This window comes from Ruegeria sp. G10 (genome assembly GCF_056533645.1).
This window is the reverse complement of sequence record NZ_JBQFOQ010000010.1, coordinates 68162-91946: the sequence shown is the minus strand read 5'-3', so window position 1 is coordinate 91946 and position 23785 is coordinate 68162. Positions and strand designations below refer to the sequence as shown.

Genomic DNA, 23785 nt, shown 5'->3' with positions numbered 1-23785 from the left:
TATGATCGAAACCCGCACCCTGACCCTGGCTGAAATCGAGGATTTGTCGTTCCGCGCGCTGGTGGCCGCAGGAACAAGCCCGGAAAACGCGCGACCCTTGGCGCTGGCGACGGCCGCGACCGAAGCGGACGGGGTAGCAAGCCACGGTCTGGCGTACATTCCGATCTATTGCGAACATGTTCAGTGCGGAAAGGTGGATGGTCTGGCCAGCCCAAAACTCTCGCAGCCGCGCCCCGGTGTGGTGACTGTCGATGCAGCCACCGGTTTTGCTCACGCGGCCATTGATGCGGGATTCGAGGCGCTGATCCCTGCGGCGCGCGCGCAAGGTGTCGCGGCATTGGCGATCCGAAACAGCTATAATTGCGGTGTGCTGGGATATCATACCTTCCGGCTGGCGCAGGCAGGCCTTGTGGGGCTTGGGTTCACCAACGCGCCAGCCTCGATTGCGCCGTCCGGTGGTGCCAAGCCGGTTGTCGGGACCAACCCGTTTTCAATAGCCGTCCCCGGCGACGATGGCCAACCCGCCTTATTGATCGACCAGAGCGCCAGCACGATCGCAAAAAGCGAGGTGATGAAACACGCGCGCGAGGGAAAACCGATCCCGGTCGGCTGGGCGCTGGACGCCGAGGGCAATCCAACGACTGACCCGGCAGTGGGGCTCAAGGGGTCGATGGCCCCTTCGGGTGGATACAAAGGCGTCGGCGTGGCGCTCTTGACCGAAGTGCTTGCTGCAGCGCTGACCGGGGCGACGCTGGGTATCCATGCCTCACCGTTTTCGGGCACGGCCGGAGGGCCGCCGAAGACCGGTCAGTTCTTTATCGCAATTGACCCCGAGGCGACCGGGACCGGCGATTTTGCAGACGGAATTGGCCAGCTTGTCGCGGCAATCCGTGGTCAAGAACATGCGCATCTTCCTGGTGACGGGCGTCGTGGTTGTCGGCAGCGGGCAGCCGAGCAAGGGGTCGCTGTGAACGTTGCCACGCTGACTCGGATTGAGGCCATGCTAAAATAGCGCCGGCGCGGGACGATCTATTTCAGCGCGCGGGCCAGAAAGGCGCTGGTCGCTTGATGTGTCGGTTTTTCGAACAGCACAGCGGGCGGACCTTCTTCGATGATCCGCCCGCCGTCCAGAAAACAGACCTTGTCTGCGGCTTCACGGGCGAAACCCATCTCATGGGTGGCCATCACCATCGTCATACCCTGCTGTTTCAGCGCCAACAGAACATCCAGGACTTCGCCCACAAGCTGGGGATCAAGCGCCGAAGTGATCTCATCAAACAACATGACTTCGGGCTGCATGGCCAGCGCCCGGACGATTGCGACCCGCTGTTGCTGCCCACCCGACAACTGATCGGGATAGTGCTGCATCCGATCTGCAAGCCCGAACCGGTTGAACAGAGCCTCAACCTCGGGCAGCAGGTCGGCGCGCGAGAGGCCACGAACCCGGCGCGGGGCGAGCAGGACGTTGTCCAGCGCTGTCATGTGCGGGAACAGATTGAAGCTTTGAAATACGATCCCGATCCGGGCGCGGATGGATTGCGGGTTTAGGCCGGGTATCGCAATATCATCGCCATCCAGAAAGATCGCTCCGTCCTCGATCGGTTCCAGCAGGTTGATGCACCGCAGCAGGGTGGATTTGCCGGACCCGGACGCACCGATCAGGCAGACCATCTGACCCTCTTCCACAGTCAGGTCGATGCCATCGCAGACTGTGCGGTCACCAAAGCGTTTCACGACGCCGCGAAGTTCCAGTTTGGGCATCAGCGCCTTTCTCGCGTCTGGCGCGCCATCAGGTGGTCGGCATAACGCGTGGCCGGAATTGTGACGATCAGAAAGATGATCGCGGCCCCGACATATGGCGTAAAATTGGCCAGAAGGGATTTAAACACACCGGCCTGCCGAAAGATCTCGACCGGTCCGATGAAACTGAGCAACGAGACGTCTTTTTGCAGGGCAATCAGCATGTTCATTTGTGACGGCACCACGTTGCGGATCGCTTGCGGCAGGACGACATCGCGCATCACCTGCCGCTCGGACAGACCCAGCGACAGGGCTGCGGCGCGTTGGCTGTGGTGCACGCTGTCGATGCCGGATCGGAAGATTTCGGCAACATAGGCCGAGTAAGTCAACACAAGGGCCAGCGTGCCCCAGATATAGGGCGAGTTCCACGGACGCGGCAGCCCGAGGCCCGGAATGCCGAACCCGATCAAGTAAACTGTCAGGATGACAGGAACACCCCGAAAAACGTCGGTAAACGCGGCCCCGAAAATGCGCAACGGAAACAGGGCCGGGGATTTGACGTCGCGCGCCAGCGCAATCAGCAGGCCAAGAATGGCGATGGCCGGTGCCGACCATGCAAAGATCATCACGTTGATCCGAAACGCTTCAAGCAGCTTCGGGAAGGTTTTGACCAGAACTTCACCATTGAAAAAGCTCTGTTGGACTTTGGCCCAGCCGGGGGCCAGAGGCACAAGGACATACAAAGCCGCAATCACGGTGATCGTGCTGGTTGCCGCGATCACCAAAGACCTGCGGCGCTGTTGCGCCTCATAACGTTCCCGGCGGGTCATCCCGCCCGCCTTTTGATTGCTCATGTCACTTGATCAGCGGGACACCGGTTGAATCCTGCAACCACTTGGCCTCGATCTCGGCCAGTGCACCGCTGGTGGCCAAAGCGGCCAACGCCTGATCGACGCATTCCTTCAACGGGTTTCCCTCTTCCATCAACATGCCGAACTGATCGGGGTTGTCGCTTTCATCCGCTGGAAACTGACCGATGACCTTTGATCCTTCGATCATCACCGCGCTCAGGAACAACGCGGTTGGCAGATCGAACAACGCCGCGTCGATCTGGTTTGCACTCATCGCGGCATTCACATCCGCATTGTCACCGTAAAGCAGTGGGTCGCTGTCGGGCTGAATGATGCTGGCCAGCTTCGGCACGGCGGTGGTGGTGCCGACCGCACCCCATTGCAACCCTTTCAGCGCATCCAGCGTCGGGGCCGTATCGGTCGCGCCGGGGCTGACCAGTACCGCCATGGGCGCGGTGTAATACGGGGTTGAGAAGTCGACGACCTGATCCCGCTCGGGCGTGATCGAGTATTGCTGCATGTTGATGTCGAATTCCTTGGCGCCGGGTTGAATCGCTTCATCGAACGACGATCTGACCCAGACGACATTCGCCGCGTCAAAGCCCATTTCCGCAGCCACCGCATAGGCGACGGCGGCCTCGAACCCTTCGCCGGACTCGGGCGTGTCATCGATGACCCACGGGTAGTAGGCCGGGTTGCCGGTTGCGATGGTCAGCTTGCCATCTGTCAGAGTTTTCCCAGCGGCACAGTGCCCATCTGCGAAGGCCGCTGTTGAAAGGCACAACACAGAACCTGCCGCGATTGAGAGTATCTTGGACATCGTTGGAAACTCCTGCTGGATTGCTTTGCGGATACGGTAGTTCTGCCCGCGGGTACTGTCCAGCGCGGGTTTTGACCCACCTGATGCAAGGTTCAGGCGACGCAAAAGCCCGCCGGTGATCGGCGGGCCTGCAGAGGTCTTCCTGGACCGGTTGCTTAGCCGAATACCCGCCCCAAGGCGCCGTCCACGGCATCGGTGATCTGGTCGATATCGTCCGGTGTCGCAATCAGCGCGGGCGAGAAGCACAGCGTGTTGTTCTTGCCGGGGACCGAGCGGTTGGTGACGCCGATGATCACGCCTTGCGCCATACAATCGGCGACGACGGCCTGTGCCATCTTCTCGTTCACCGGCTCGCGACTTGCGCGGTCGGCAACCAGTTCAGCGCCAAGAAATAGCCCTTTGCCGCGCACATCTCCGATGACTTTGTGCTTTTCCATCAGCGCCTGCAGGTTACCGCGCATCCGCGCGCCCATATCGGTGCAGTTCTGCAGCAGGTTTTCGTCTTCGATAATCCGCATGTTTTCGATCGCCGCTGCCGGGCCGGCGGTGCAGCCACCAAAGGTCGAGATGTCGCGGAAATAGTTCATCGGGTCATCGGCGTTGTCTTTGAACATGTCAAAGATTTCCTCGGTCGTGACCATGCAGGCAATCGCCGCGTAACCCGATGCGACGCCCTTGGCCATAGTCACAAAGTCCGGTTTGACACCATATTGCTGATAGCCGAACCACGTGCCGGTGCGCCCTACGCCGCAAACCACCTCGTCGATATGCAGCAGGATGTCATACTTGTCGCAAATCTCCTGCACGCGCTGCCAATAGCCCTCGGGTGCTTCGATCACGCCGCCGCCGGCTGTCACAGGCTCAAGGCACAGGGCGCCCACGGTATCGGGGCCTTCGCGCAGGATCACCTCTTCGATCTGATCGGCGGCCCATTCACCAAAGTTTTCCTCGGGCGCGCCGTCCAATTCGTGTTTGCGGTATTCCATACAATGGGGCACGCGCACGAAATCGGGTGCAAAGGGGCCGTATTGCGCGTTGCGCTCGTCCTGACCACCTGCCGACATCGCCGCCAGGGTCGAGCCGTGATAGTCACGGTCCCGGTACAGGATTTTGGTCTTCTTGCCGCCGTACTTCTTGTGCGCGATCTGGCGCACCATCTTGAACGCTTTCTCGTTCGCCTCGGACCCCGAGTTCATGTAGTAGACCCGGCTCATGCCCGGCATCTTGCTGATCAGCTTCTCAGCAAAAATCGACCCCGGAATCGACCCCGCGGATTGCGCGAAATAGCACAGTTTCATCAACTGGTCATAAACGGCCTTGCAGATGGTTTCGCGGCCATAGCCCACATTCACAGTCCAGACCCCGCCCGAGACCGCGTCCAGATGCTCTTTACCGTTCTGATCCCAGACACGCATGCCCTTGCCTTCGACGATGATACGGGGATCGTTGGTTTCAAAGGGCTTATGCTGGATCAGGTGATGCCAGATATGCGCACGGTCGGCTTCGACAATGCGCGAAAGATCGTTTTCGTTGAACGTGCCGTCCATGACATATCCTTTCAGGGTAAGGCGCGCAGGAATCAAACTCCCGGACGGGCGCGCAGTGACGTGATGCTGCAGATCAACGCGAATGGGACCCGCGCAGTAGGGCCAGATTAACCCATAGAATAGCGCCAGTGTATCAAAATCGCGTATTATTACGGGTTTGTTTTGCCGTAATCTTTGTGCTCAATACCTCAAGTCTGTCGCGTTTGGGAGGAGCACCAGATGAGCGCCGCAAACATCTATGAACAGCATCTGGACAAAGGTCCGGCAAATTTCACGCCGCTGTCCCCGTTAAGCTATATTGAACGCACGGCAGCGGTTTATCCGGACTATCCGTCTGTGGTTTATGGCGATCGTAGGTATACCTGGGCGCAGACTTATGCGCGTTGCCGCCGTCTGGCCAGCGCGTTGAGGGCCCACGGGGTGGGGCAGGGCGATACGGTGTCGATAATCGCCGCCAACATCCCCGAACTCTACGAGGCCCATTTTGGCGTGCCCATGGCAGGGGCGGTTCTGAATGCAATCAACACGCGGCTGGATGCGCCGATCATTGCCTTTGTCCTCAACCATGCCGAGGCAAAGGTTCTGCTGGTTGACCCGGAATTCTCGGGGGTTGTGAAACAAGCCCTGGCGCACGTGGATCATGATGTGCTGGTCATCGACATCGAAGATCACAGCTTTGATGGTGGCGAACGGCTGGGCGACCTGACCTATGAGGCGCTTCTGGCTGAAGGGGATCCCGAGTTTGACGGGTCCCTGCCTGCCGACGAATGGGACGCGATCACGCTGAACTATACCTCGGGCACCACCGGCAACCCCAAGGGTGTGGTCTATCACCACCGGGGGGCCGCGCTGAACGCGACGTCGAACATTCTGACATGGGGGATGCCGCAGCATTCGGTCTATCTATGGACCTTGCCGATGTTCCATTGCAACGGCTGGTGCTTTCCGTGGACCATGGCGGCCAATGCGGGCACATCCATCTGCCTGCGTGCCGTGCGGGACGAGCCGATCTATCGCGCCTTCCGCGACGAAGGCGTGACGCATTTCTGCGGCGCGCCCATCGTGCTGAACATGCTGGCCAACGCGCCCGATCATCTGAAGGATTTCAGCCAGCAGATCAAGGTGATGACCGCCGGTGCGCCACCGCCCGCCAAAGTGATCGAAGCGATGGAGGGGATGGGGGTCGAGGTCACCCATGTCTATGGCCTTACGGAAACCTACGGGCCGTCCGTTGTCTGCGCCTGGAAAGACGAATGGAACAGCAAAGAGGCCGAAGACCGCGCCGCGCTGAAAGTCCGTCAGGGCGTCAAATATGTGGCGCTCTCGGGTCTGATGGTGGCCGACCCGGAAACGCTGGAGCCCGTGCCTGCCGATGGCGAAACGATGGGTGAGATCTTCATGCAGGGTAATATCGTCATGAAGGGTTATCTCAAGAATGCCGAGGCGACCGACCAAGCCTTCAAAGGCGGATGGTTTGCCTCGGGTGATCTGGGGGTGATGCACCCCGATGGCTATATCGCGCTGAAAGACCGGTCCAAGGACATCATCATTTCGGGCGGTGAGAATATTTCGTCCGTTGAGGTTGAGGATACCCTCTACAAACACCCCGCCGTGATGGAAGCTGCCGTGGTCGCCCGACCGGATGAGAAATGGGGCGAAACGCCCTGCGCTTTTGTCGAACTGAAACCGCAAGCGGAGGCAAGCGAGGCCGATATTATCGCCTTTTGCCGCGATCACATGGCCCATTTCAAAGCGCCCAAGACGGTCGTTTTTGGGGCGCTACCCAAAACTTCGACGGGCAAAATCCAGAAATTCATCCTGCGTGATGAGGCGCGCGCACTGACATAGCGCCGCCAACCCGACCTGCTGTGGCTGGGCGTTACTGCACCTTCAGGCGTAACGCCTTGCTTCTTTTGTTCTAAAATACCTCGAGAGAACCTCCGAGGGTTTTTAATCGAAGATCGACAGATCAAGCTCCAGCATCTCACCCATCCAGATGGCGCGGTCGCGGTGATCGGTCAGATGATCGCCGGTTTCCGGGTGGGTAAAGATTGTCAGCCCCTTCCGGTTCAGGATCAGCCAAGGAAAGACCTGATCGAACGCCGCAGCGGGGAATCCCAACTGGCAGCTCCAGCGCGGGTGCGGGCCGACATTTCGGGCGTGCATTCGACCCATCTGCACGTCCGGGAACAGGCGTGCGGCCTCTTCGCAGACCTGCTGCGCCGTTTGCTGCGTTTCGGCGTCGAAATAGACATGGGCGTGATAGCCGGTGATCTCTGGCATTGGGAACCTCCCGTGTGTCGGATGCACCCAATTTACGCCCGTTGCCGGGTTTTGCACACACGCGCCGATACACAGACTTTGTGCGCAGCCTCAGGCGGGGGCGTGCATATCCGGATGCGCCGCCGCAAAGGCGGGATGATCCGCACAGACGGCCTCGACCGCCCGCAGGCGGGGCATGTCGGACAGATCGACCTCCCAGCGGCGGGCGTTGTAGAGCTGCGGGATCAGGCAGATATCGGCCAGACCGGGCGTATCGCCCGTGCAGAACGGCGTCTGGTCGAACCCGCCCAGCAGGGCCTCGAAGGCGAGCAGGCCCGGGCGGATGAAATGGCGCATCCAGTCGCCGGGCATATCGCCTGCACCGCCGCTCAGCGCGGTCGCGTGGCGCGCGACCGACAGGTTGCAGACCGGGTGGATATCCACCGCGATACTGTGTGCCAAAGCCCGCGCCGCAGCCCGGCGGGCCGGGTCTTGCGGCAGCAGGCCCATGTCTCGGGTCTCATCCAGATAGTCGAGGATCGCCAGCGATTGCGTCAGGCGCAGCCCGTCAATCTCAAGCACCGGCACAAGGCCCTGCGGGTTGCGCGCCAGATGTTCGGGCCCGCGATGGGCCCCGCCGACCAGATCGACCACCACCGGGCGATAAGTGATACCCCCCAGATTCAACGCGATCCGCAGCCGGTAGCTGGCAGAGGATCGCCAGTAGTCATAGAGAACCACATCAGACATTCAGCGATCAGCCCTTGCTCAGTTCCTTGGCGTGCAGCCAGTCGGCGTGCTGAGGCGCCTTCTTGGTGCGCGACCATTCCTCGAGCATATCCCATTTGACCGAATCCAGCCGGGCCAGCATCGCCTCTTCTTCCGGGTCCGGGCAGGCCAGTTCGACGCGATGGCCATTGGGATCGAAGAAATAGATCGAATGAAAGATCGAATGGTCGGTCACGCCCAGAACCTCGACCCCGTTGGCCTCGAGGTGGTCCTTGAAGGCGATCAACTCGTCGCGGTCCTTCACCTTGAAGGCAATGTGCTGCACCCAGATCGGCGTGTTCGGATCGCGGCCCATTTCGGGCTTGGTGGGCAGTTCAAAGAAGGCCAGAACGTTGCCGTTTCCAGCATCCAGAAACAGGTGCATGTAAGGATCGGGTTCATGGGTCGAGGGCACATGGTCTTCGGCAATCGCCAGAATGAAATCCATGTTCAGCATCTTGCCATACCATTCGACGGTCTCTTTCGCGTCCTTGCAGCGATAGGCGACGTGGTGAATCTGTTCGATTTTCATAACGCTTATCCTTGTTTCAGCGCGGCGGCGTCCAGCGCCTGTTTCAGCACGGCGTTGTCACCGATGTGGTTGGCCAGCACCAACACCAGCCGCGCGTTCAGCGCGTCGCTGTCGGCTTTATCAAGACCCTCATGGGCGGCCAGCAGGTCGGCATAGAAATCATCCGCATGGGTCAGGTTGGGAGACAGGATCAGATCGGTCATATCGCTTACTCCTTGCCGGTGGCGCGGCGGACCGCGTGCCGGAATGCGTTTTCTTCATAGCTGTCGCGGCGCGCTGCCACATGCTGATCGGGTCGGATCAGGTAGACCGCGCTGGTCGCATCGCCCAGATAGCGGCGCTTCAGCGTCAGCGTGAGGTCGTCCTTAACCGAGAGCGCAAGGCGCTTGACTACGACCCCGTCGACCTCAATCTCATCCGGTGCATCGGCGTCGATGGTCAGCAGCGTGAACTGCCCGGCCAGTTTCGACAGCAGGAAACCGTCGCCCAAGGGTGCATCGGGGCAGGGCGCGCCGGGGCGGGTCTGGGCCGGGCCATTCAGCGCATCCGCCGAGTTCAGCGGTGAGCCGTCATAGACGCAAGGCACGCTCAGCCGGCCCGAGTTCACCATGGGACGGGCGAAATCATAATGCTCGCTCAGGTCCAGTACCGCGTCGCGCAGCAGCCGGGACATCTGCGATTTCGGCGTGATGAAATCGGTCGAGCGGGTCGAGTTCAGGATGTTCTCATCCGCACCGTGGATACGCTCGGTATCGTAGCTGTCCAGCAGCGATTCAGGCGCTTTGCCGTCGATCACCAGTTTCAGCTTCCAACACAGGTTGTCGGTGTCCTGCAGACCGGAATTCGCCCCGCGCGCGCCAAACGGGCTGACCTGATGGGCGCTGTCGCCGGCAAAGATCACGCGGCCATGGCGGAACTGCTCCATCCGGCGGCACTGGAAGGTATAAATGCTGACCCATTCCAGCTCGAACTGAACGTCTTCGCCCAGCATCGCCTTGAGGCGGGGGATGACTTTTTCGGGGCGCTTTTCACGTTCCTTGTCGATGTCCCAGCCCAGTTGCAGATCGATGCGCCAGACCCCGTCGGGTTGCTTGTGCAGTAGCGCCGATTGCCCCTTGTTGAAGGGTGGATCGAACCAAAACCAGCGCTCCGAGGGGAAATCCGCCTCCATGATCACGTCAGCGATCAGGAAGTTGTCTTCGAACACGCGGCCCACGAAATCCTTGCCCAGCATGGTGCGCATGGGCGAGGCGGCCCCGTCGCAGGCGATCACCCAGTCGGCCTCGACCGTATAGGACCCTTCGGGGGTTTCGACTTCAAGCTTGGTGTGGTCGTGATGGGTGCCGACCGCCTCGACCTTGTTGCGGCCGCGGATCTCGATCGGCGCGCCCTGGGCCTGCAATTCGCGGACCCGGTCGACCAGATATTCTTCGAAGTAATATTGCTGCAGGTTGATGAAGGCCGGGCGCTGATCGCCGCTGTCGGGCTGCAGGTTGAACTCATAGACCTGGCGTTCGTCGAAGAACACCTTGCCGGTGTTCCACAGAACGCCCTTGTCCACCATCGGCTGGCCACAGCCCAGACGATCCAGAATTTCCAGCGGGCGTTTGGCGAAACAGATGGCGCGGCTGCCGAAGCTGACCTTGTCATTGTCGTCCAGCACCAGAACCTCGACCCCCTGCTGGGCCAGATCGATGGCAGCGGCAAGACCCACGGGGCCTGCGCCGATGACGATGACCTGATGGCGAACCGGTGCCGAAGCCGACTGGTCCGGGCTGGCCTCGTAGGCATAAAGTGGAACTTCGAATATCTTGTTCACGGTCTCTCTCCCCAGTGTTCTGCGCGCCGGGCGCACCTCATCCGGTCTCCGGCGCGATGCCGCGCGGAGGGCTCAACTTAACGTTTCATCGTCAAATCCGGGCCGCCACGATCTGGATCAAAAACGGCCCGGAATTCTTAGCCTTGCAGGGCCTCCCACATCTCAAGATCGCGCTGGGCGGTCCAGATGCGGGGGGTGTCGATGCCGCGCGCCTCGTCATAGGCGCGGGCGACGTTGAAGGGCAGGCAATGTTCGTAGATCGCGTAGTCGGCGAATTTCGGATCGCATTCCGCGCGCACCGCGTCCCAGGCCTCTTTCAGGCTGCCGCCGCGCGCTGCGACCCTGGCCGCCGGGCGATAGGTGCTTTCGACGAAATCGCGGGTGTTTTCGATGGCCGCGTTGACCATGTCCTTACCGATCAGGGCGTCGCCACGTCCCGGAGCAATTGCGTCGACGTCGTACCACTTGATCTCGTCCAGCGTGTCGCCCCAGTCGCTGAAATGCCCGTCGCCGCAATAGCAGGCCGAATGGTATTCGACGATGTCGCCGGTGAACATGACGTTCTGATCGGGTACATGGATGACGATATCGCCCGCCGTATGGGCGCGGCCCAGATGCATCAGATCGACCCGGCGGTTGCCCAGATAAACCGTCATCGTATCGCTGAACGTGGTGGTCGGCCATGTCAGGCCGGGGATGCTCTCATGCCCTTCGAAGAGGCGCGGGAAGCGCTGGAATTCGCTGTCCCAATCCTCCTGCCCGCGTTCCACGACCATGGCGCGGGCCATGTCCGACATCAGGATCTGTTGCGCGCCGAACGCGCTGGCCCCCAACACGCGGACCGCGTGATAGTGGGTCAGCGCCACATGGGTGATCGGCTTGTCCGTCACCGAGCGCACGCATTCGATCACCTTTTGGGCTAAGCGCGGGGTCGCCTGCGCCTCGACAATCATCACGCTGTCGTCACCGATGATGACGCCCGAGTTCGGGTCGCCCTCGGCGGTAAAGGCGTAAAGGCCCTCGCCCACCTCGGTGAACGAGATTTTCTTTTCGGTCATATCCCCCTGGGATGCGAATGCCTTGGCCATGGTGGGTTCCTTATCGTGCGTATGGGTTTTCAAGCGCGGGCAGGACGGTGCCGGTGCAATCACCGAAGCCGATGGTATAGCCGTCGCCTTTGGCCGCGCCGGTGAGGGTCAGCGTGTCTCCGTCCTCGATAAAGCTGCGGGTCTCGCCGGTGTCCAGCGTCAGCGGTTCTTTCCCGCCCCAGCTGAGCTCCAGCAGCGAGCCGCGCTCGGGCTTGGTCGGCCCTGAGATGGTGCCCGATCCCAGCAGGTCGCCGGTGTTCATCGGGCAGCCCGAGGTCGTGTGGTGCGCCAGTTGCTGCGCGGCTGAATAATACATCTGGTTGTAGTTCGTCGCGGCGATGGTCGTTGCCGGCTGGCCCTCGGGGGCCATGGTGATCGACAGGTCGATGTCATAGAGCATTGGGCCGCAGTCTTTCAGGTGATCCAGCAGCTCGAATTCGCGCGCGGGCGTGTCGCAGCGGAACGGTTCCAGCGCGGCCTTGGTCACGATCCACGGGCTGATCGAGGTGGCTGTGGCCTTGGCCTGGAACGGGCCCAGCGGCTGATATTCCCAAGCCTGAATGTCGCGCGCCGACCAGTCGTTCAGCAGCACGTAGCCAAAGATGGCGTCATCGGCCTCCTGCACCGAGATCGGGCCGTCCGAGGGCGTGCCGACAATGGCGCCCATCTCAAGCTCGATATCAAAGCGACGGCAAGGCAGAAAGGCGGGCAAGTCCTGATCGGGGGATTTCAGCTGACCCCAGGGGCGGCGGACATCGGTGCCCGAGACCACCACGGACGACGCGCGCCCGTTATAGCCGATGGGGATGTGCAGCCAGTTGGGCGGCAGTGCATTTTCGGGGCCGCGGAACATGGTGCCGACGTTGAAGGCATGGTTCCGGCCTGCATAGAAATCGGTGTATTCGCTGACGGCAAAGGGCATGTGCATCTCGGCCTCGTCCTGCGGGATCAGCAAGCCTTCGACCTTGTGCTGTTCGTCCGCGCCCTCGGCCAGCAGTGCGGTCAGGCGGTCGCGCAGGGCGGCCCAGACGGCGGGGCCTTCCTCCATCAGCGGGTTCCAGAAGGGCAGGTCGAACAGCGGCTCGTCCGACAGCGCGATCAGCCCGTCAGCCTCGGCCGCGGTCACGTCGAGGATCATGTCACCGATGGCCACACCGCAACGCGGGTCGGTTTTTTCGGTCGAAAAAACCCCATAGGGCAGGTTGTTCAGCGGAAACGGGTGATCGGCGGAATTGGCCGATGTGACCCAGGATTTCTTCAAGGACATAGTGTCTCCAGACCTTTGTCAGGGTCCGAGATTATTCGACGAATAATCTCGGATCGCAGACGGTGTTCATTTCTTGCCGGGGGTGCCGTCGAATTTCTTTTCGATGTCGCTCCAGCAATCGATGTAGTCATCCTGCAACGGGGCTTCGGTGGCCGCAAATGCGGTCAGATGCTGCGGAAAGCGGGTTTCGAACATGAACGACATGGTGTTGTCCAGCTTGTCCGGGCCAAGATTGGAGTTTGACGCCTTTTCAAAGGCTTCCTTGTCTGGCCCATGCGGGATCATCATGTTGTGCAGGCTCATGCCACCGGGGACGAAGCCCTGCGGTTTGGCGTCATACTGGCCATAGATGTTGCCCATCAGCTCGGACATGATGTTCTTGTGATACCAGGGCGGGCGGAACGTGTCTTCCATTACCATCCAGCGTTCGCGGAACAGGACAAAGTCGATATTGGCCGTGCCCGGCTGGCCCGAGGGCGCGGTCAGCACCGTGAAAATCGACGGGTCGGGATGGTCGAACAGGATTGCGCCGACCGGGCAATAGGTGCGCAGGTCGTATTTGTAGGGCGTGTAGTTCCCATGCCATGCGACCACGTCCAGCGGGCTGTGGCCGATCTTTGTCGTGTGGAACTGGCCGCACCATTTGATCGTCACGGTCGAGGGCACCTCGCGGTCCTCAAACGCCGCCACCGGCGCCTTGAAATCGCGCGGGTTGGCCATGCAGTTGGCCCCGATCGGGCCGCGGCCCGGCAGTTCGAATTTCTGGCCGTAATTCTCGCAGACAAAACCGCGCGCGGGGCCTTCCAATACCTCGACGCGGTACAGCAGGCCACGGGGAATGATCGCGATCTCTTTCGGTTCAAGGTCGATGATGCCCATCTCGGTGGCAAAGCGCAGGCGGCCTTCCTGCGGGACCACCAGCAGCTCGGAATCAGCCGAGAAGAAATAGTCATCCACCATCGACTCGGTGACCAGATAGATATGGCTGGCCATGCCGACCTGCGTATTCACGTCGCCCGCGGTGGTCATCGTGCGCATCCCGGTCAGCCATGTCAGGCCCTCATCCGAATGCGGCACCGGGTTCCAGCGGTACTGGCCCAGCGAGATCACGTCGGGGTCGACGGACGGGGCCGATTTCCAGTAGGGCAGATCGATCTTCTCATACCGATGCGAATGCTTCACCGAAGGCCGGATGCGATAGCACCACGTCCGTTCGGGCGGGTTGGCGGTGAAGGCTGTGCCGCTGAGTTGCTCGCCATATAGGCCATAGTTACATTTCTGCGGGCTGTTCATTCCCTGCGGCAGCGCACCGGGCAGGGCCTCGGTCTCGAAGTCGTTGCCAAAGCCGGGCATATAGCCGGGATGGGTGCCAACGGGGGTGCTGGCCTGGGTCATCTTGTGCGGATCGGCGGGGCGATTCATCTGGACGCTCCTTCAGTTGCTGCTTGTCGAATAATAGTTGATTTTGTAACTAACAAGAATGACCCAGCAGAATAATGCCGAAAAAGATGAGTTTGATCTGCGAAATTTCCTGCCATTCCTGCTGAATCAGGCGGCCGAGGAAAGCTCGCTTGAATTTCAACAGGTCTATAAGAATCGCTATGGGATGCTGCGCACCGAGTGGCGCGTGTTGTTTCATCTGGGCAATTACGGAGAAATGACCGCCAAGGATATCGGGCTGCGCGCCAAGATCCACAAGACCAAGATCAGCCGCGCGGTGCGCCGGTTGGAACAGCGCCGGTATTTGCGGCGCCTGCGAGATGAGACCGATCGCCGGTCTGAACGTCTGTCGCTAACGCATTCTGGCCAGATGGTGTATCGTGAGTTGCGGGGGATCGCGCGGGACTATGATGCAAAGCTGGCTGCGCGCTTTACGACCGGCGAGGTCGCTTTGTTGCGTATGATGTTGCGTCGTTTGGCCGGAATGGACTGACGCGGTGGTAATTCACCGTTGTTGACCCCAGATCAACATCAGCATCGACACAGGAACCTGAGATGACCGACCCCAGTCCAAGCACGACGAAATCGCATGACCTTATCGACTGGCTTGTGAACCGGGGCCTTGAAGGCGCGGGGAAACAAGAGCTGCTGGATGGCTATTGCAATCAGCTTGTTGCGCTTGGCGTACCGTTGATGCGATTTCATGCGGCCCAACCGGCGCTGCATCCTCTTTATGGTGGCACCGGCTACAGTTGGTATCAGGGGCGTGGAGGGGATCTTCAGACGTTTGAGTATTCAGAAACACCCAGCGAGGAATGGCAGAAAAGCCCGCTTTACGTCGTGCTGAACGAAGAGATGGATGCCATTCGCGAGCGGCTGGTCGACCAGAACGAGGCCAGTCGTTTTCCGTTGCTGAATGACCTCAGAGAGAACGGCGCAACGGACTACTATGCCACCGGCGTCAGCTTTGACGTGCCCACCCATCGCGGCCAGAGGGACGCGAAAAAGGCCATAGACGGCGTGCTTATGTCCTGGGCCAGCAACGCGCCCGAAGGGTTTCGCGAAGATGATCTTGAGTTGATCAACAGCGCGCTGCCGCATCTGGGATTGGCGTTGAAGTCGGCCTCGAATGCGCGGGTGTCGCAGGATTTGATGCGTGTGTATCTGGGGCGCGACGCCGGGCAGCGGGTGCTATCGGGTGAAATTCGCCGCGGGTCGTTGCAACAGATTGATGCGGTGATCTGGAATTTCGACCTTGAGGGGTTTACCAGCCTGTCCGAAGACATGCCTGGCGCTGAAGTGATCGACATGCTGAACGACTACCTCGCCGTGGCGGTCGATGTGGTCCATCAATGCGGTGGCAACATCCTGAAGTTCATGGGTGATGGCGTTATGGCAATGTTCGATGTAGGCGAAAGCGACGCCGACGCCCGCGCCGCGTTGGCTGCAGTAAGCCTTTTGCAAGAGCAGATGGCCGCGCTGAACGCGCAACGTGCCGCCCGTGGTCAACGGGTTTCGAATTATACGCTTGCGCTCCATTCCGGCGAGATTCTGTACGGCAATATCGGGTCTGACAGTCGTCTGGATTTCACTGTGATAGGGCCAGCGGTCAATCAGACCGCTCGGATCGCCGGTATGCACCGGTCCTTGGGGCAGCGTATCCTGATCTCGGACGATGTTGCCCGCGCGGCAGAGCCTTGCGATCCGGATTTGATCTCGGTTGGGCGGTATATGCTGCGCGGTGTCGCCGAACCGAAAGAGCTGTTTACGGTGTATCGCGAGACCGAATGAAAGCCGTTGATGGTTCGGCCCATAACAGCCAGTTGATGCCAGAGCCTTCGCAACACAGCTATCGTTCGACGCTGATCAGCCCCGTAAATTCTGCACGCGCCACATGGCAAATGACATCGGCAATGAAATTGAAGGCACGATGGTGCCCGCTTGAGGTACGCCAGACCAGGCCAATTGATCTGTGCAGTCGTCCCGGTCGATAGGGGATTACCGCGACGTCTCGGCCCAAGTCAGGGACTTCGGACGCTGCATAAAGCGAAGGCAGAAGCGAAACGCCGATATTCATTGCGGTCATTTGCCGGATCGCGTCCAGACTCGTACCTTCATAGTCATACAGAAGGTTTGCCCCGACTTCTTTGGCCAATTCCTCAATCTGGCTGTGAAGGATAAACCGCCGCGAGAGCACGAGCACGTTTTCCCCGTTGAGATCGGCATCTTCAACAATGTCTCTTTCGGCAAGCGGGTGATCGAGGGCGACGGCCAGATGCAGAGGCTCCCTGAGCAAACGCAAGACAATGACATCAGTCGAACTGACCGGCAATTGCGTCAGAATGACATCATGGACGCCTGCCAGCAGGTCCTGAAGCAGGTCGGATGGTGCGCCATCTCGCACAATCAGCCTTAAATCCGGGTGGTTCTGATGCAAATGGCGAAAGACGCGCGGCAACAAGTATGGCCCCAGCGTGGGCGATGCGCCGAGCCGGAAGCTGCCCGCAAACTCGGACTTCATCCTGGTCGAGGTCTCTTGCAACGCGGTAACATCCGACAGAATGCTGCGCGTTTTCTCAAGCACTTCGCGGCCTTCCGGGGTCAGCATTGCGCCCGCTCGACCACGTTCGACCAGATTCAAGCCAAGCGCCGTTTCCAGATTTGCGATCTGAAGACTCAAGGATGGCTGGCTGATCCCAATACGCTCGGCCGCTTTCCTATAATGCCCGGTTTCGGCCAGCGCCCGAAAGTAGAGAAGTTGTTTTAACGTCAGGTTGAGATTCATTGATAGGTTTTTCCAATCATTTATTCCATGACCATAGGCTATCATATTGCATCGGAACACCCGATTATTCTTAAAGGCACGTTTTTAGAGCGCTTTGTGTTGTTGCGTTGGCTCGGAGGTCGTTATGAATATTCAGAACAACTACATTCAATCGAAATCTACCCCCCCTCTTGGGAGCGCGGTACCGCTTGGCCGGTTGCGCTCTCAAGGGGTCCTTTCGAAGCATGAAATTGATTGGTGCCGTTTGAACGGTATCGAGGTCGCCTACGATCCAATTCAGATCGGCTGGGTTGCTTTGGCCTGTGAAGATGACATTGTCGGCTTGCATCAGCGGCCAGTACCACAAGCGTTTCAGTTCCGTGCCTGGACAACCGAGGATGCACCGGTTTATGCCGAGATGTTGTCTTCGGAACGTCTGTGGCGCTATCTGCCCGAAGACTATCCTGGGATGCTTAGCGAACAGGATGCGCGTGAGTTGATTGCGGTGATGCAGGAAGATCACCATCAGGTCATGGCCGTTGTTGCAAATGATGCGGTTGTTGGACAGGTGCGGATGCTGAGCAAGGGTGCGGATTGCGCCGAAATCAGCTATTGGTTGGGTGTGCCCCATTGGGGAAAAGGGTACGCAAGCAGGATTGTAAGACAGTTCAGCGATCAGTATTTGCGCCAAAACCCCCAGATCAAGCGGCTGCTGGCGGTTGTCCACCACGAAAACGGTGCGTCTCGGGCGGTTCTCAACAAAGCTGCTTATTCTGAGGTTTCGCGCGATGCAGATTGGGTGACGCTGGAGCGGTCGCGCACCTAAAAATCGATCTCGACTCCGGGCAGGTTCAGTTCTTTCATCATGTCGCGCAGTTCCTGCCGCGCGGCGATGTTTGAGATATTCAGTTGTTTGACGCCAATGTCCTTGAGGTCCAGCAACGTCAGGCCGCGCGGGAAGAGTTCGCGGAAGATCACCCGCTCGGAAAAGCCCGAAGCGACGCGAAATCCGATGCGCTGCGACAGCATCTCAATCGCGCGCTGCATCTTTTCCTTGTTGACCATGCGCTGCGTGCCCACCCGGTTGCGCACAACCACCCAATCGATCGGTTTCAACCCGGCTTGGGCGCGCAACTGGCGCGCGTTCCAGACCATTTCTGAATAAACAGACGGCCCGAGGATTTTCTCACCCTTCGAATCGATCCGTGCCAGAAGGTCGAAATCGATGAAGCTGTCGTTCAGGGGGGTGATCAGCGTGTCGGCCAGGGAATGTGCCACCTGGCTGAGCCGCGTGTGCGAGCCGGGGCAGTCTATCAGGATGAAATCACTGTCACTTTCCAGTTCCGCAACCGCAGCCGAAAGACGATGGTCATAGATATTCTCGCCGGGTTTAAGGGTGCTGGCATCGATCTCGGGCAAATCGTGGTGGCGCGGGCTGGGCAGGGACAGGTCGGCGCCGTTCAGGAAATTCAGACGGTTCTCGAAATAGCGGCCAAGGCTGCGCTGCCGGAGGTCCAGATCCAGCGTGCTGACCTTGTGCCCCAGCCGGGCCAGAGCGGTGGCCACATGCATCGACACGGTCGATTTCCCGGCGCCGCCCTTTTCATTCCCCACCACGATGATATGTGCCATGCTTGTATTCCCAAGTCCCGCCGTGCTTAACCACACGTTGTTGTCGGCTACTATATGTTGTGTAAGCGGTGAAGGGAAGGACTTCGGCGGCCTTCAAAGGCCAATAACAGGCTCTATTTTGGAAAACTCAGCTTAGGCCGGGGTTTAGGGCGAAGACTTGTCAAAACCGGACCTCTGTTTCACTGTCCGGGTCGGGCTTGTGCGATCGAGGACTGTCTTTGGATCATCTGTTTTTGAACGTCCTGAACGTCGTTCTGCCGGTGCTGATCTGTGCCGGAATCGGTTATGGTCTGGCGCTTATCCGGGCACCCTTCGACAACGCTGTGATTGGCGGGATCGTGGCGAAGGTGGGGTACCCGACACTGATCATCTCGCACCTGTCGACTACGAAGATCGCGGTGGGCACGTTTCTTGACGTCATGACAGCGGCGGCGCTGGCGATTGCGGCATTTGGTGTGCTTGGCTTTGCGGTGCTGAGGCTGCTCAAACTGCCGGTGCGCGCATTTCTGACCCCTTTGATGCACGGTAACGTAGGTAACATCGGTTTGCCTATCACCCTCCTGGCGCTGGGCGATGCAGGGATGGCCTATACAATGGGTTTCGTTGTCGTTGTGCTGATCAGCATCTTTACGGTTGGCATGTGGATCCCTGCGGGTGCGTTCTCGGCCAAGAAGCTGATGACCTCTCCGATTATCTATGCTGTGGTGCTGTCGCTGGTGTTGATGGGAACGGGGTACAGCCTGCCCCAGCCTTTGGCCAAGTCGTTCGACATTTTGGGTGGGCTTTCGATTCCGCTGATGTTGCTGACGCTGGGACACACTCTGGCGACGCTTAGAATCGCTAGCCTCGGGCGCGCCATTGTGTTGACAGCGCTGCATCTTGCATTGGCGGTTCTTATCGCCAGTACACTTGTCTGGGCGTTCGGCTTTACCGGGGTGGAACGCGGAGCCGTGATCCTGTGCTGTCTGATGCCGGCATCCGTCGCAACCTATCTGTTCATCGATCAACATGTGCCGGAATACGGCCCGGACGTGGCCGGTTTTATTCTGGTGTCAACGCTGGCCACCATCTTGGTACTACCGGTGGCACTCGCCTACTGGATTTGAGCCTTTCCAGATTCGTCTGGCACCTGCCCGGATGGCACCTCTGAAGCGCAAAAAAGGCCGCCCCGAGAGGCGGCCTTTTGCATTTGAAACCAGTCCGGCTTAGAAGCCCAGACCTTCGTATTTCTTCTTGAACTTCGACACACGGCCGCCAGCGTCCATCAGGCGCGACGAGCCACCGGTCCACGCGGGGTGCGAGGAGGGGTCGATTTCCAGAGCCAGCTGGTCGCCCTCGGCGCCCCAGGTGGATTTCATCTGAACCACGGTGCCATCGGTCATTTTGACGTTGATGACGTGATAATCGGGATGGATGTCTTTTTTCATCTTTCCGCTCCTTACGCCTCGGCGCCAGCCTTGGGCTTGTAGTTAGTGACCTCTGCGATACGTGCGGATTTACCGCGACGGGTGCGCAGATAATACAGTTTGGCGCGACGGACGCGGCCACGGCGGACAACGGTGATGCTGTCGATGTTGGTCGAATGCAGCGGGAATACACGCTCTACGCCTTCGCCGAACGAAATTTTGCGGACGGTGAACGAACCGGCGATGCCGTTGCCACCTTTGCGCGCGATGCAGACACCTTCGTAGTTCTGCACACGTGTACGCGACCCTTCGGTCACCTTAAAGCCGACACGGATGGTGTCACCGGCTTTGAAATCGGGGATGTCTTTCCCCAGGGCGGCAATCTGTTCCGCCTCAAGCTGTGCGATCAGGTCCATCGCATTTACTCCTATATGCTCGTGGTTGGTCCACGAAGTTTGGGCACGGCCTGAGAGCTCTTGGTCTTCACCGGGTCCTGCAATGCAGCCCGCCAGAGGTCAGATCGAATGTTCCTTTGGTCTGGTCCGCTCTGACACGCCACGGCAGAAGAAAGCCAAGCGTTGCGCCATGATGCAAACCAAAACACCGGAGTCGCGTGATGCGGCACCGGATTGCGGTCGTTTAAGGAATTTGCGGACAGGGATCAAGCCCTAATTGCCGAGCTTCCGCGCTCGGGCGGTGCGTTTCCGCCGCCCTCAAACTGCACCATTGCCTTGTGCTGTCAATCAGGCATTCTGGAGAGAATTATAAGAGCAGATTTGAGATACGCGCATGATACGCAACGCCCTCTTGCTGGCTGTTTTAGGCCTTGCAATCATATCCTGCGGTCGCCGCGGTCCCGCCCCACAGGTGGTAGAACCGCAAGCGTTTGCAGATACAACGCCGCCTGCCGTCATCTTCCCTGCATTCGGGGACGCTAAACCACACCCGTGGGAGGGGCGGCACCCCGGCCACTACCCGGTTCATGGTCTGGATGTGTCGCGCTGGCAGCCGCCGATTGACTGGCGCACCGCGCGCGCCTCGGGCGTTAGCTTTGCTTTTATCAAAGCAACCGAGGGCGGTGATTTTTCCGACCCGATGTTTGATGAGCATCGTCGCGGCGCGCAGGCAGCAGGGGTGCCGTGGGGTGCTTATCATTACTACTATTTCTGCCGTCCGGCCCATGAACAGGCCCGCTGGTTCATCCGCAACGTACCCAAAGGGGCTGATCTGCCGCATGTTCTGGACATGGAGTGGACGCCCCATTCCAAAACCTGCACCCTGCGCCCCGATGGTCGTACCGTCCGCGCCGAGGCGCAAAAATTCCTTGATATTCTCGAGCGTCACTACGGACGTCGCCCGATTGTCTACACAACGGTCGATTTCTACGGGGACACCGATATTGGCCGCCTTCCCAAAACCGAGTTCTGGCTGCGTTCAGTCGCGGGGCACCCCCGCAATGTCTATCCGCGCGCGGTCTGGCGATTCTGGCAGTACACGGGTACCGGGCTGGTGCCGGGGGTTCCGGGCAGGGTGGATATCAACACCTTCAACGGCACGCCCGAGATTTGGGCGCGGTGGAAGGCGGGGGGTTAATCCTTGGCTTTGGACTTTTGGTGCTGCGCCCACAGATCGGGCCGCCGTTCGCGGGTGATCTGTTCCGACATCGCGTGCCGCCATTCCGCGATGCGGCCGTGGTGCCCTGATATCAGGATATCCGGGATCGGGCGGCCCTTCCATTCGGCGGGGCGGGTGTATTGCGGATGCTCCAGCAGGCCAGAGGAAAAGCTTTCCTCCTCAGCCGAGGCCTGATTGCCCAACACGCCGGGTATCAGCCGGACGGTGGCGTCGATCAGGGCCTGCGCGGCGATCTCGCCCCCGGTCATGACGAAATCGCCCAAGCTGACCTCCTGCACGCCGTAATGCTCCAGCACGCGCTCATCAACGCCCTCGAACCGGCCGCACAGCAGGGTCATCCCATCGCAGCGCGCAAGGTTCTGCATCATCTTCTGGTCCATCCGACGGCCTCGCGGGCTGAGATAGATCAGCGGCCAGTTGCCTTGAACACCGGCCATGGTGTGCTCGATCGCCTCGCCCAGCACATCGGCGCGCAGCACCATGCCCGCGCCGCCACCTGCGGGCGTATCGTCGACATTACGGTGCTTGCCGACACCGAACTGACGCAGATCGACGGTTTCCAGCTGCCACAGACCTTCTTGCAAGGCCTTGCCCGTCAGGCTTTCACCCAGCACGCCGGGGAAGGCGGATGGAAACAGGGTGATGATCTTGGCCTTCCACACCCCATGCAGGTCGGGCGTGGGCGTCATCAGCTCGCGCGGTTTCAGCGTGGGGCGGATGGCTTTGCGGCCATGAGATTTTCCGGGCGTGTCCGTCATGATGTGCCGATCAGCTCCGTTTGAGCGCGTTCAACCAGAGCCGCCTTGTGATCGATCAGCGCCGCGTCGTCCAGAGCGGATCGGTTCATATCCAGCATCTGCGCCAGCAGATCGTCAGGCAGGCCAGGGTTCCTGCGGGTCGGGCCGACCAGCTTTGCGGCCTCGGCTTTGGGCAGGTCGAGGAAATCGGCAAAGGGCGTACCGGGGCCGAAGGGCCGCGTCTGCAGGTCCTCAAGCCACTGGCTGCGCACCTGAACCGAGGGCAGGCGGCCCCGGATCTCTTCTGCGACAGACCGCGGCGCGGCCACCGAGGCCATGCGCTCGCGGAACGTGTCGAAATCCAGCACCATCCGGGTGCGATGCAGGTCATGCGCCCAGAGGCTGCGCAGCCAGCTTTCGCGCCGGCGCAGCGACAGATAGAGCGTGATCTGGACCTCTTCGCGTTTGAACCGTTCGCGGACCAGATCGACCAGACAGGTGGCCAGCGCGGGCGCTGTCTCATACCCCACTGCCGGGTTGCGGCTGGGGCGCAGGCCCGAGAAATTCTCTTCGCTCAGCACCAGTCCGCGTTTGCGGCCAAAGGTCAGCGATTTCAGGAACTGCCGCATCTGGTCGCTGAAATCCCCCAGTGCGCCGGGGGTGCCATACAGCGAATAGCGTGTCGCGGCATCAGACAGCCCCGAATCGCGCGTGCGATAGGGCAGGACCAGCGCGTGATGCGGCCAGATCAGCCTGCGGTTTTCGAACAGAAAGGATTGTGCTGCCGTCGTTCCGGTCTTGTGCAGACCCAGATGCAGCAACACGCGGCGCATTACAGAAGGCCCTCGGGCGGGTCGGCTACGATGCGACCCTTGTCCAGATCGACCGTCGGCACTGCCTCAAGTGTAAACGGCAGCAGAACGGTGGCCTTCAGCCCTGGTCCGTGCAGTTCCAACAGGTCCGCCGCGCCGTGGTTCTGCACCGATTTCACCCGGCCCAGCAGGGTGCCGCCGGTGTCATAGACCTCAAGCCCGATCAGGTCGGTGTGATAGAACTCGTCATCGGGCAGCGACGGCAACTGATCGCGGCGCGCATAAAGGCGCAGGCCGTTGATCGCGTCGGCCTGTTCCTTGGTCTCAACCCCGCCCAGACGGGCGGCAAAGCCGTTCTTGATCGACCGGGTCAGGACCAGCGGATAGCGTTCCTTGCCCGCTTCATCGGTCAGGGGCGAATAGGCCTCGATATCTTCGGGAACGGCGCAGTAGCTTTTCAGCCGCACTTCGCCGCGTACACCGTATGATCCGGCAATGCTGCCGACGCAGATCAGATCACTCATTTTGACCACCCGTCACACATAGCCCGTCCCGCCATTGACCAATAACCTCGCACGCCTCGCGCTGGTTGCTGCGTTCGAAGAACACGCCGACAATAAAGGCGATCATCAGCAGGATGGGAAGCCGTAACAATCCGAACATGG

General features: G+C 60.0%; 27 protein-coding genes. 7 read left to right on the top strand and 20 right to left on the bottom strand.

All coding sequences use genetic code 11. From position 1 onward, the window contains the following. Position 1 precedes the first annotated feature (1 nt). On the top strand, positions 2-1012 hold the full coding sequence (locus tag ACR0KM_RS16750; protein WP_480860444.1) for an Ldh family oxidoreductase: 1011 nt from the start codon (positions 2-4) through the stop codon (positions 1010-1012). A 17-nt stretch (positions 1013-1029) separates the two neighbouring features. Here ACR0KM_RS16750 and ACR0KM_RS16745 read toward each other — a convergent pair whose 3' ends face one another. The 4 genes from ACR0KM_RS16745 to ACR0KM_RS16730 form a co-directional block, all read right to left on the bottom strand. Continuing rightward, on the bottom strand, positions 1030-1761 hold the full coding sequence (locus ACR0KM_RS16745; RefSeq protein ID WP_480860442.1) for an amino acid ABC transporter ATP-binding protein: 732 nt from the start codon (positions 1759-1761) through the stop codon (positions 1030-1032). Further along, positions 1761-2594, bottom strand: coding sequence for an amino acid ABC transporter permease (locus ACR0KM_RS16740; RefSeq protein WP_480860440.1), 834 nt, complete (start codon positions 2592-2594; stop codon positions 1761-1763). Before ACR0KM_RS16740 ends, ACR0KM_RS16745 begins: the two co-directional genes overlap by 1 nt. Before the next feature lies 1 nt (position 2595). Beyond that, on the bottom strand, positions 2596-3411 hold the full coding sequence (locus tag ACR0KM_RS16735) for an ABC transporter substrate-binding protein (RefSeq protein WP_480824787.1): 816 nt from the start codon (positions 3409-3411) through the stop codon (positions 2596-2598). A 155-nt stretch (positions 3412-3566) separates the two neighbouring features. After that, a complete protein-coding gene (locus ACR0KM_RS16730) occupies positions 3567-4958 on the bottom strand; it encodes an aminotransferase family protein (protein WP_480824785.1) in 1392 nt (463 codons plus the stop codon). A 219-nt stretch (positions 4959-5177) separates the two neighbouring features. Between ACR0KM_RS16730 and ACR0KM_RS16725 the strand changes: the two genes are divergently transcribed. After that, the gene (locus ACR0KM_RS16725; protein ID WP_480860437.1) at positions 5178-6806 is read left to right on the top strand and encodes an acyl-CoA synthetase; all 1629 of its coding nucleotides are present in this window, start codon (positions 5178-5180) and stop codon (positions 6804-6806) included. Between the two features lie 102 nt (positions 6807-6908). Here ACR0KM_RS16725 and ACR0KM_RS16720 read toward each other — a convergent pair whose 3' ends face one another. The 8 genes from ACR0KM_RS16720 to hmgA all read right to left on the bottom strand — a co-directional run bounded on the left by ACR0KM_RS16720 (position 6909) and on the right by hmgA (position 14116). Continuing rightward, positions 6909-7241, bottom strand: coding sequence for a DOPA 4,5-dioxygenase family protein (locus tag ACR0KM_RS16720; protein ID WP_480860435.1), 333 nt, complete (start codon positions 7239-7241; stop codon positions 6909-6911). A gap of 90 nt (positions 7242-7331) precedes the next feature. Next, positions 7332-7970: a maleylacetoacetate isomerase gene (maiA, locus tag ACR0KM_RS16715; RefSeq protein ID WP_480860432.1), complete on the bottom strand. Its 639-nt coding sequence runs from the start codon at positions 7968-7970 to the stop codon at positions 7332-7334. Positions 7971-7977: 7 nt separating this feature from the next. Then, positions 7978-8520, bottom strand: coding sequence for a VOC family protein (locus ACR0KM_RS16710; protein WP_480860430.1), 543 nt, complete (start codon positions 8518-8520; stop codon positions 7978-7980). Between the two features lie 5 nt (positions 8521-8525). Continuing rightward, entirely contained in the window at positions 8526-8723 is a 198-nt protein-coding gene (locus tag ACR0KM_RS16705) for a DUF2783 domain-containing protein (protein WP_480734079.1), read from the bottom strand. 5 nt (positions 8724-8728) lie between these two features. Beyond that, positions 8729-10339, bottom strand: coding sequence for an FAD-dependent oxidoreductase (locus ACR0KM_RS16700; RefSeq protein WP_480860428.1), 1611 nt, complete (start codon positions 10337-10339; stop codon positions 8729-8731). 137 nt (positions 10340-10476) lie between these two features. After that, the gene (locus ACR0KM_RS16695) at positions 10477-11427 is read right to left on the bottom strand and encodes an MBL fold metallo-hydrolase (RefSeq protein ID WP_480860426.1); all 951 of its coding nucleotides are present in this window, start codon (positions 11425-11427) and stop codon (positions 10477-10479) included. A 10-nt stretch (positions 11428-11437) separates the two neighbouring features. After that, positions 11438-12694 (bottom strand): fumarylacetoacetase, encoded by a 1257-nt coding sequence (gene fahA / locus ACR0KM_RS16690; RefSeq protein WP_480860424.1) that lies wholly within the window; start codon positions 12692-12694, stop codon positions 11438-11440. A gap of 66 nt (positions 12695-12760) precedes the next feature. After that, positions 12761-14116: a homogentisate 1,2-dioxygenase gene (gene hmgA, locus ACR0KM_RS16685; RefSeq protein ID WP_480860422.1), complete on the bottom strand. Its 1356-nt coding sequence runs from the start codon at positions 14114-14116 to the stop codon at positions 12761-12763. 58 nt (positions 14117-14174) lie between these two features. Here hmgA and ACR0KM_RS16680 point away from each other — a divergent pair, with 58 nt between their 5' ends. Together ACR0KM_RS16680 and ACR0KM_RS16675 are read left to right on the top strand one after the other, a co-directional pair. Then, positions 14175-14627 (top strand): MarR family winged helix-turn-helix transcriptional regulator, encoded by a 453-nt coding sequence (locus ACR0KM_RS16680; protein ID WP_480860421.1) that lies wholly within the window; start codon positions 14175-14177, stop codon positions 14625-14627. Positions 14628-14689: 62 nt separating this feature from the next. Continuing rightward, positions 14690-15925, top strand: coding sequence for an adenylate/guanylate cyclase domain-containing protein (locus ACR0KM_RS16675; RefSeq protein ID WP_480860419.1), 1236 nt, complete (start codon positions 14690-14692; stop codon positions 15923-15925). Positions 15926-15983: 58 nt separating this feature from the next. On the opposite strand, the gene ACR0KM_RS16670 is transcribed toward ACR0KM_RS16675, so the two are convergent. Next, the gene (locus tag ACR0KM_RS16670; protein WP_480824762.1) at positions 15984-16919 is read right to left on the bottom strand and encodes a hydrogen peroxide-inducible genes activator; all 936 of its coding nucleotides are present in this window, start codon (positions 16917-16919) and stop codon (positions 15984-15986) included. A 124-nt stretch (positions 16920-17043) separates the two neighbouring features. On the opposite strand from ACR0KM_RS16670, the gene ACR0KM_RS16665 reads away from it, so the two are divergent. Further along, positions 17044-17724, top strand: a complete 681-nt coding sequence (locus ACR0KM_RS16665; protein ID WP_480865520.1) for a GNAT family N-acetyltransferase — start codon at positions 17044-17046, stop codon at positions 17722-17724. Here ACR0KM_RS16665 and ACR0KM_RS16660 read toward each other — a convergent pair. Then, on the bottom strand, positions 17721-18530 hold the full coding sequence (locus ACR0KM_RS16660; protein WP_480824758.1) for a division plane positioning ATPase MipZ: 810 nt from the start codon (positions 18528-18530) through the stop codon (positions 17721-17723). The genes ACR0KM_RS16665 and ACR0KM_RS16660 overlap by 4 nt on opposite strands. 218 nt (positions 18531-18748) lie before the next feature. Here ACR0KM_RS16660 and ACR0KM_RS16655 point away from each other — a divergent pair, with 218 nt between their 5' ends. Beyond that, entirely contained in the window at positions 18749-19636 is an 888-nt protein-coding gene (locus ACR0KM_RS16655; RefSeq protein ID WP_480860416.1) for an AEC family transporter, read from the top strand. A gap of 99 nt (positions 19637-19735) precedes the next feature. On the opposite strand, the gene rpmE is transcribed toward ACR0KM_RS16655, so the two are convergent. Continuing rightward, complete coding sequence (gene rpmE, locus ACR0KM_RS16650) at positions 19736-19957, bottom strand: 50S ribosomal protein L31 (protein WP_170428949.1); 222 nt, start codon at positions 19955-19957, stop codon at positions 19736-19738. Between the two features lie 11 nt (positions 19958-19968). Next, on the bottom strand, positions 19969-20352 hold the full coding sequence (rplS, locus tag ACR0KM_RS16645) for a 50S ribosomal protein L19 (RefSeq protein WP_170447921.1): 384 nt from the start codon (positions 20350-20352) through the stop codon (positions 19969-19971). Between the two features lie 376 nt (positions 20353-20728). Between rplS and ACR0KM_RS16640 the strand changes: the two genes are divergently transcribed. Further along, positions 20729-21529: a glycoside hydrolase family 25 protein gene (locus ACR0KM_RS16640; RefSeq protein WP_480860474.1), complete on the top strand. Its 801-nt coding sequence runs from the start codon at positions 20729-20731 to the stop codon at positions 21527-21529. Here ACR0KM_RS16640 and trmD read toward each other — a convergent pair. From trmD to ACR0KM_RS16620, 4 genes are read right to left on the bottom strand one after another with little or no spacing between them, the layout of a single operon-like run. Beyond that, entirely contained in the window at positions 21526-22329 is an 804-nt protein-coding gene (trmD, locus tag ACR0KM_RS16635) for a tRNA (guanosine(37)-N1)-methyltransferase TrmD (RefSeq protein WP_480860414.1), read from the bottom strand. The two genes, ACR0KM_RS16640 and trmD, sit on opposite strands and share 4 nt — an antisense overlap. Further along, positions 22326-23141, bottom strand: a complete 816-nt coding sequence (locus ACR0KM_RS16630) for a hypothetical protein (protein WP_480860412.1) — start codon at positions 23139-23141, stop codon at positions 22326-22328. The genes trmD and ACR0KM_RS16630 overlap by 4 nt, the downstream gene beginning before the upstream one ends. Then, complete coding sequence (rimM, locus tag ACR0KM_RS16625; RefSeq protein ID WP_480860410.1) at positions 23141-23644, bottom strand: ribosome maturation factor RimM; 504 nt, start codon at positions 23642-23644, stop codon at positions 23141-23143. The genes ACR0KM_RS16630 and rimM overlap by 1 nt, the downstream gene beginning before the upstream one ends. Beyond that, positions 23637-23783: a hypothetical protein gene (locus ACR0KM_RS16620; protein WP_480534179.1), complete on the bottom strand. Its 147-nt coding sequence runs from the start codon at positions 23781-23783 to the stop codon at positions 23637-23639. Before ACR0KM_RS16620 ends, rimM begins: the two co-directional genes overlap by 8 nt. Between the last annotated feature and the right edge of the window lie 2 nt (positions 23784-23785).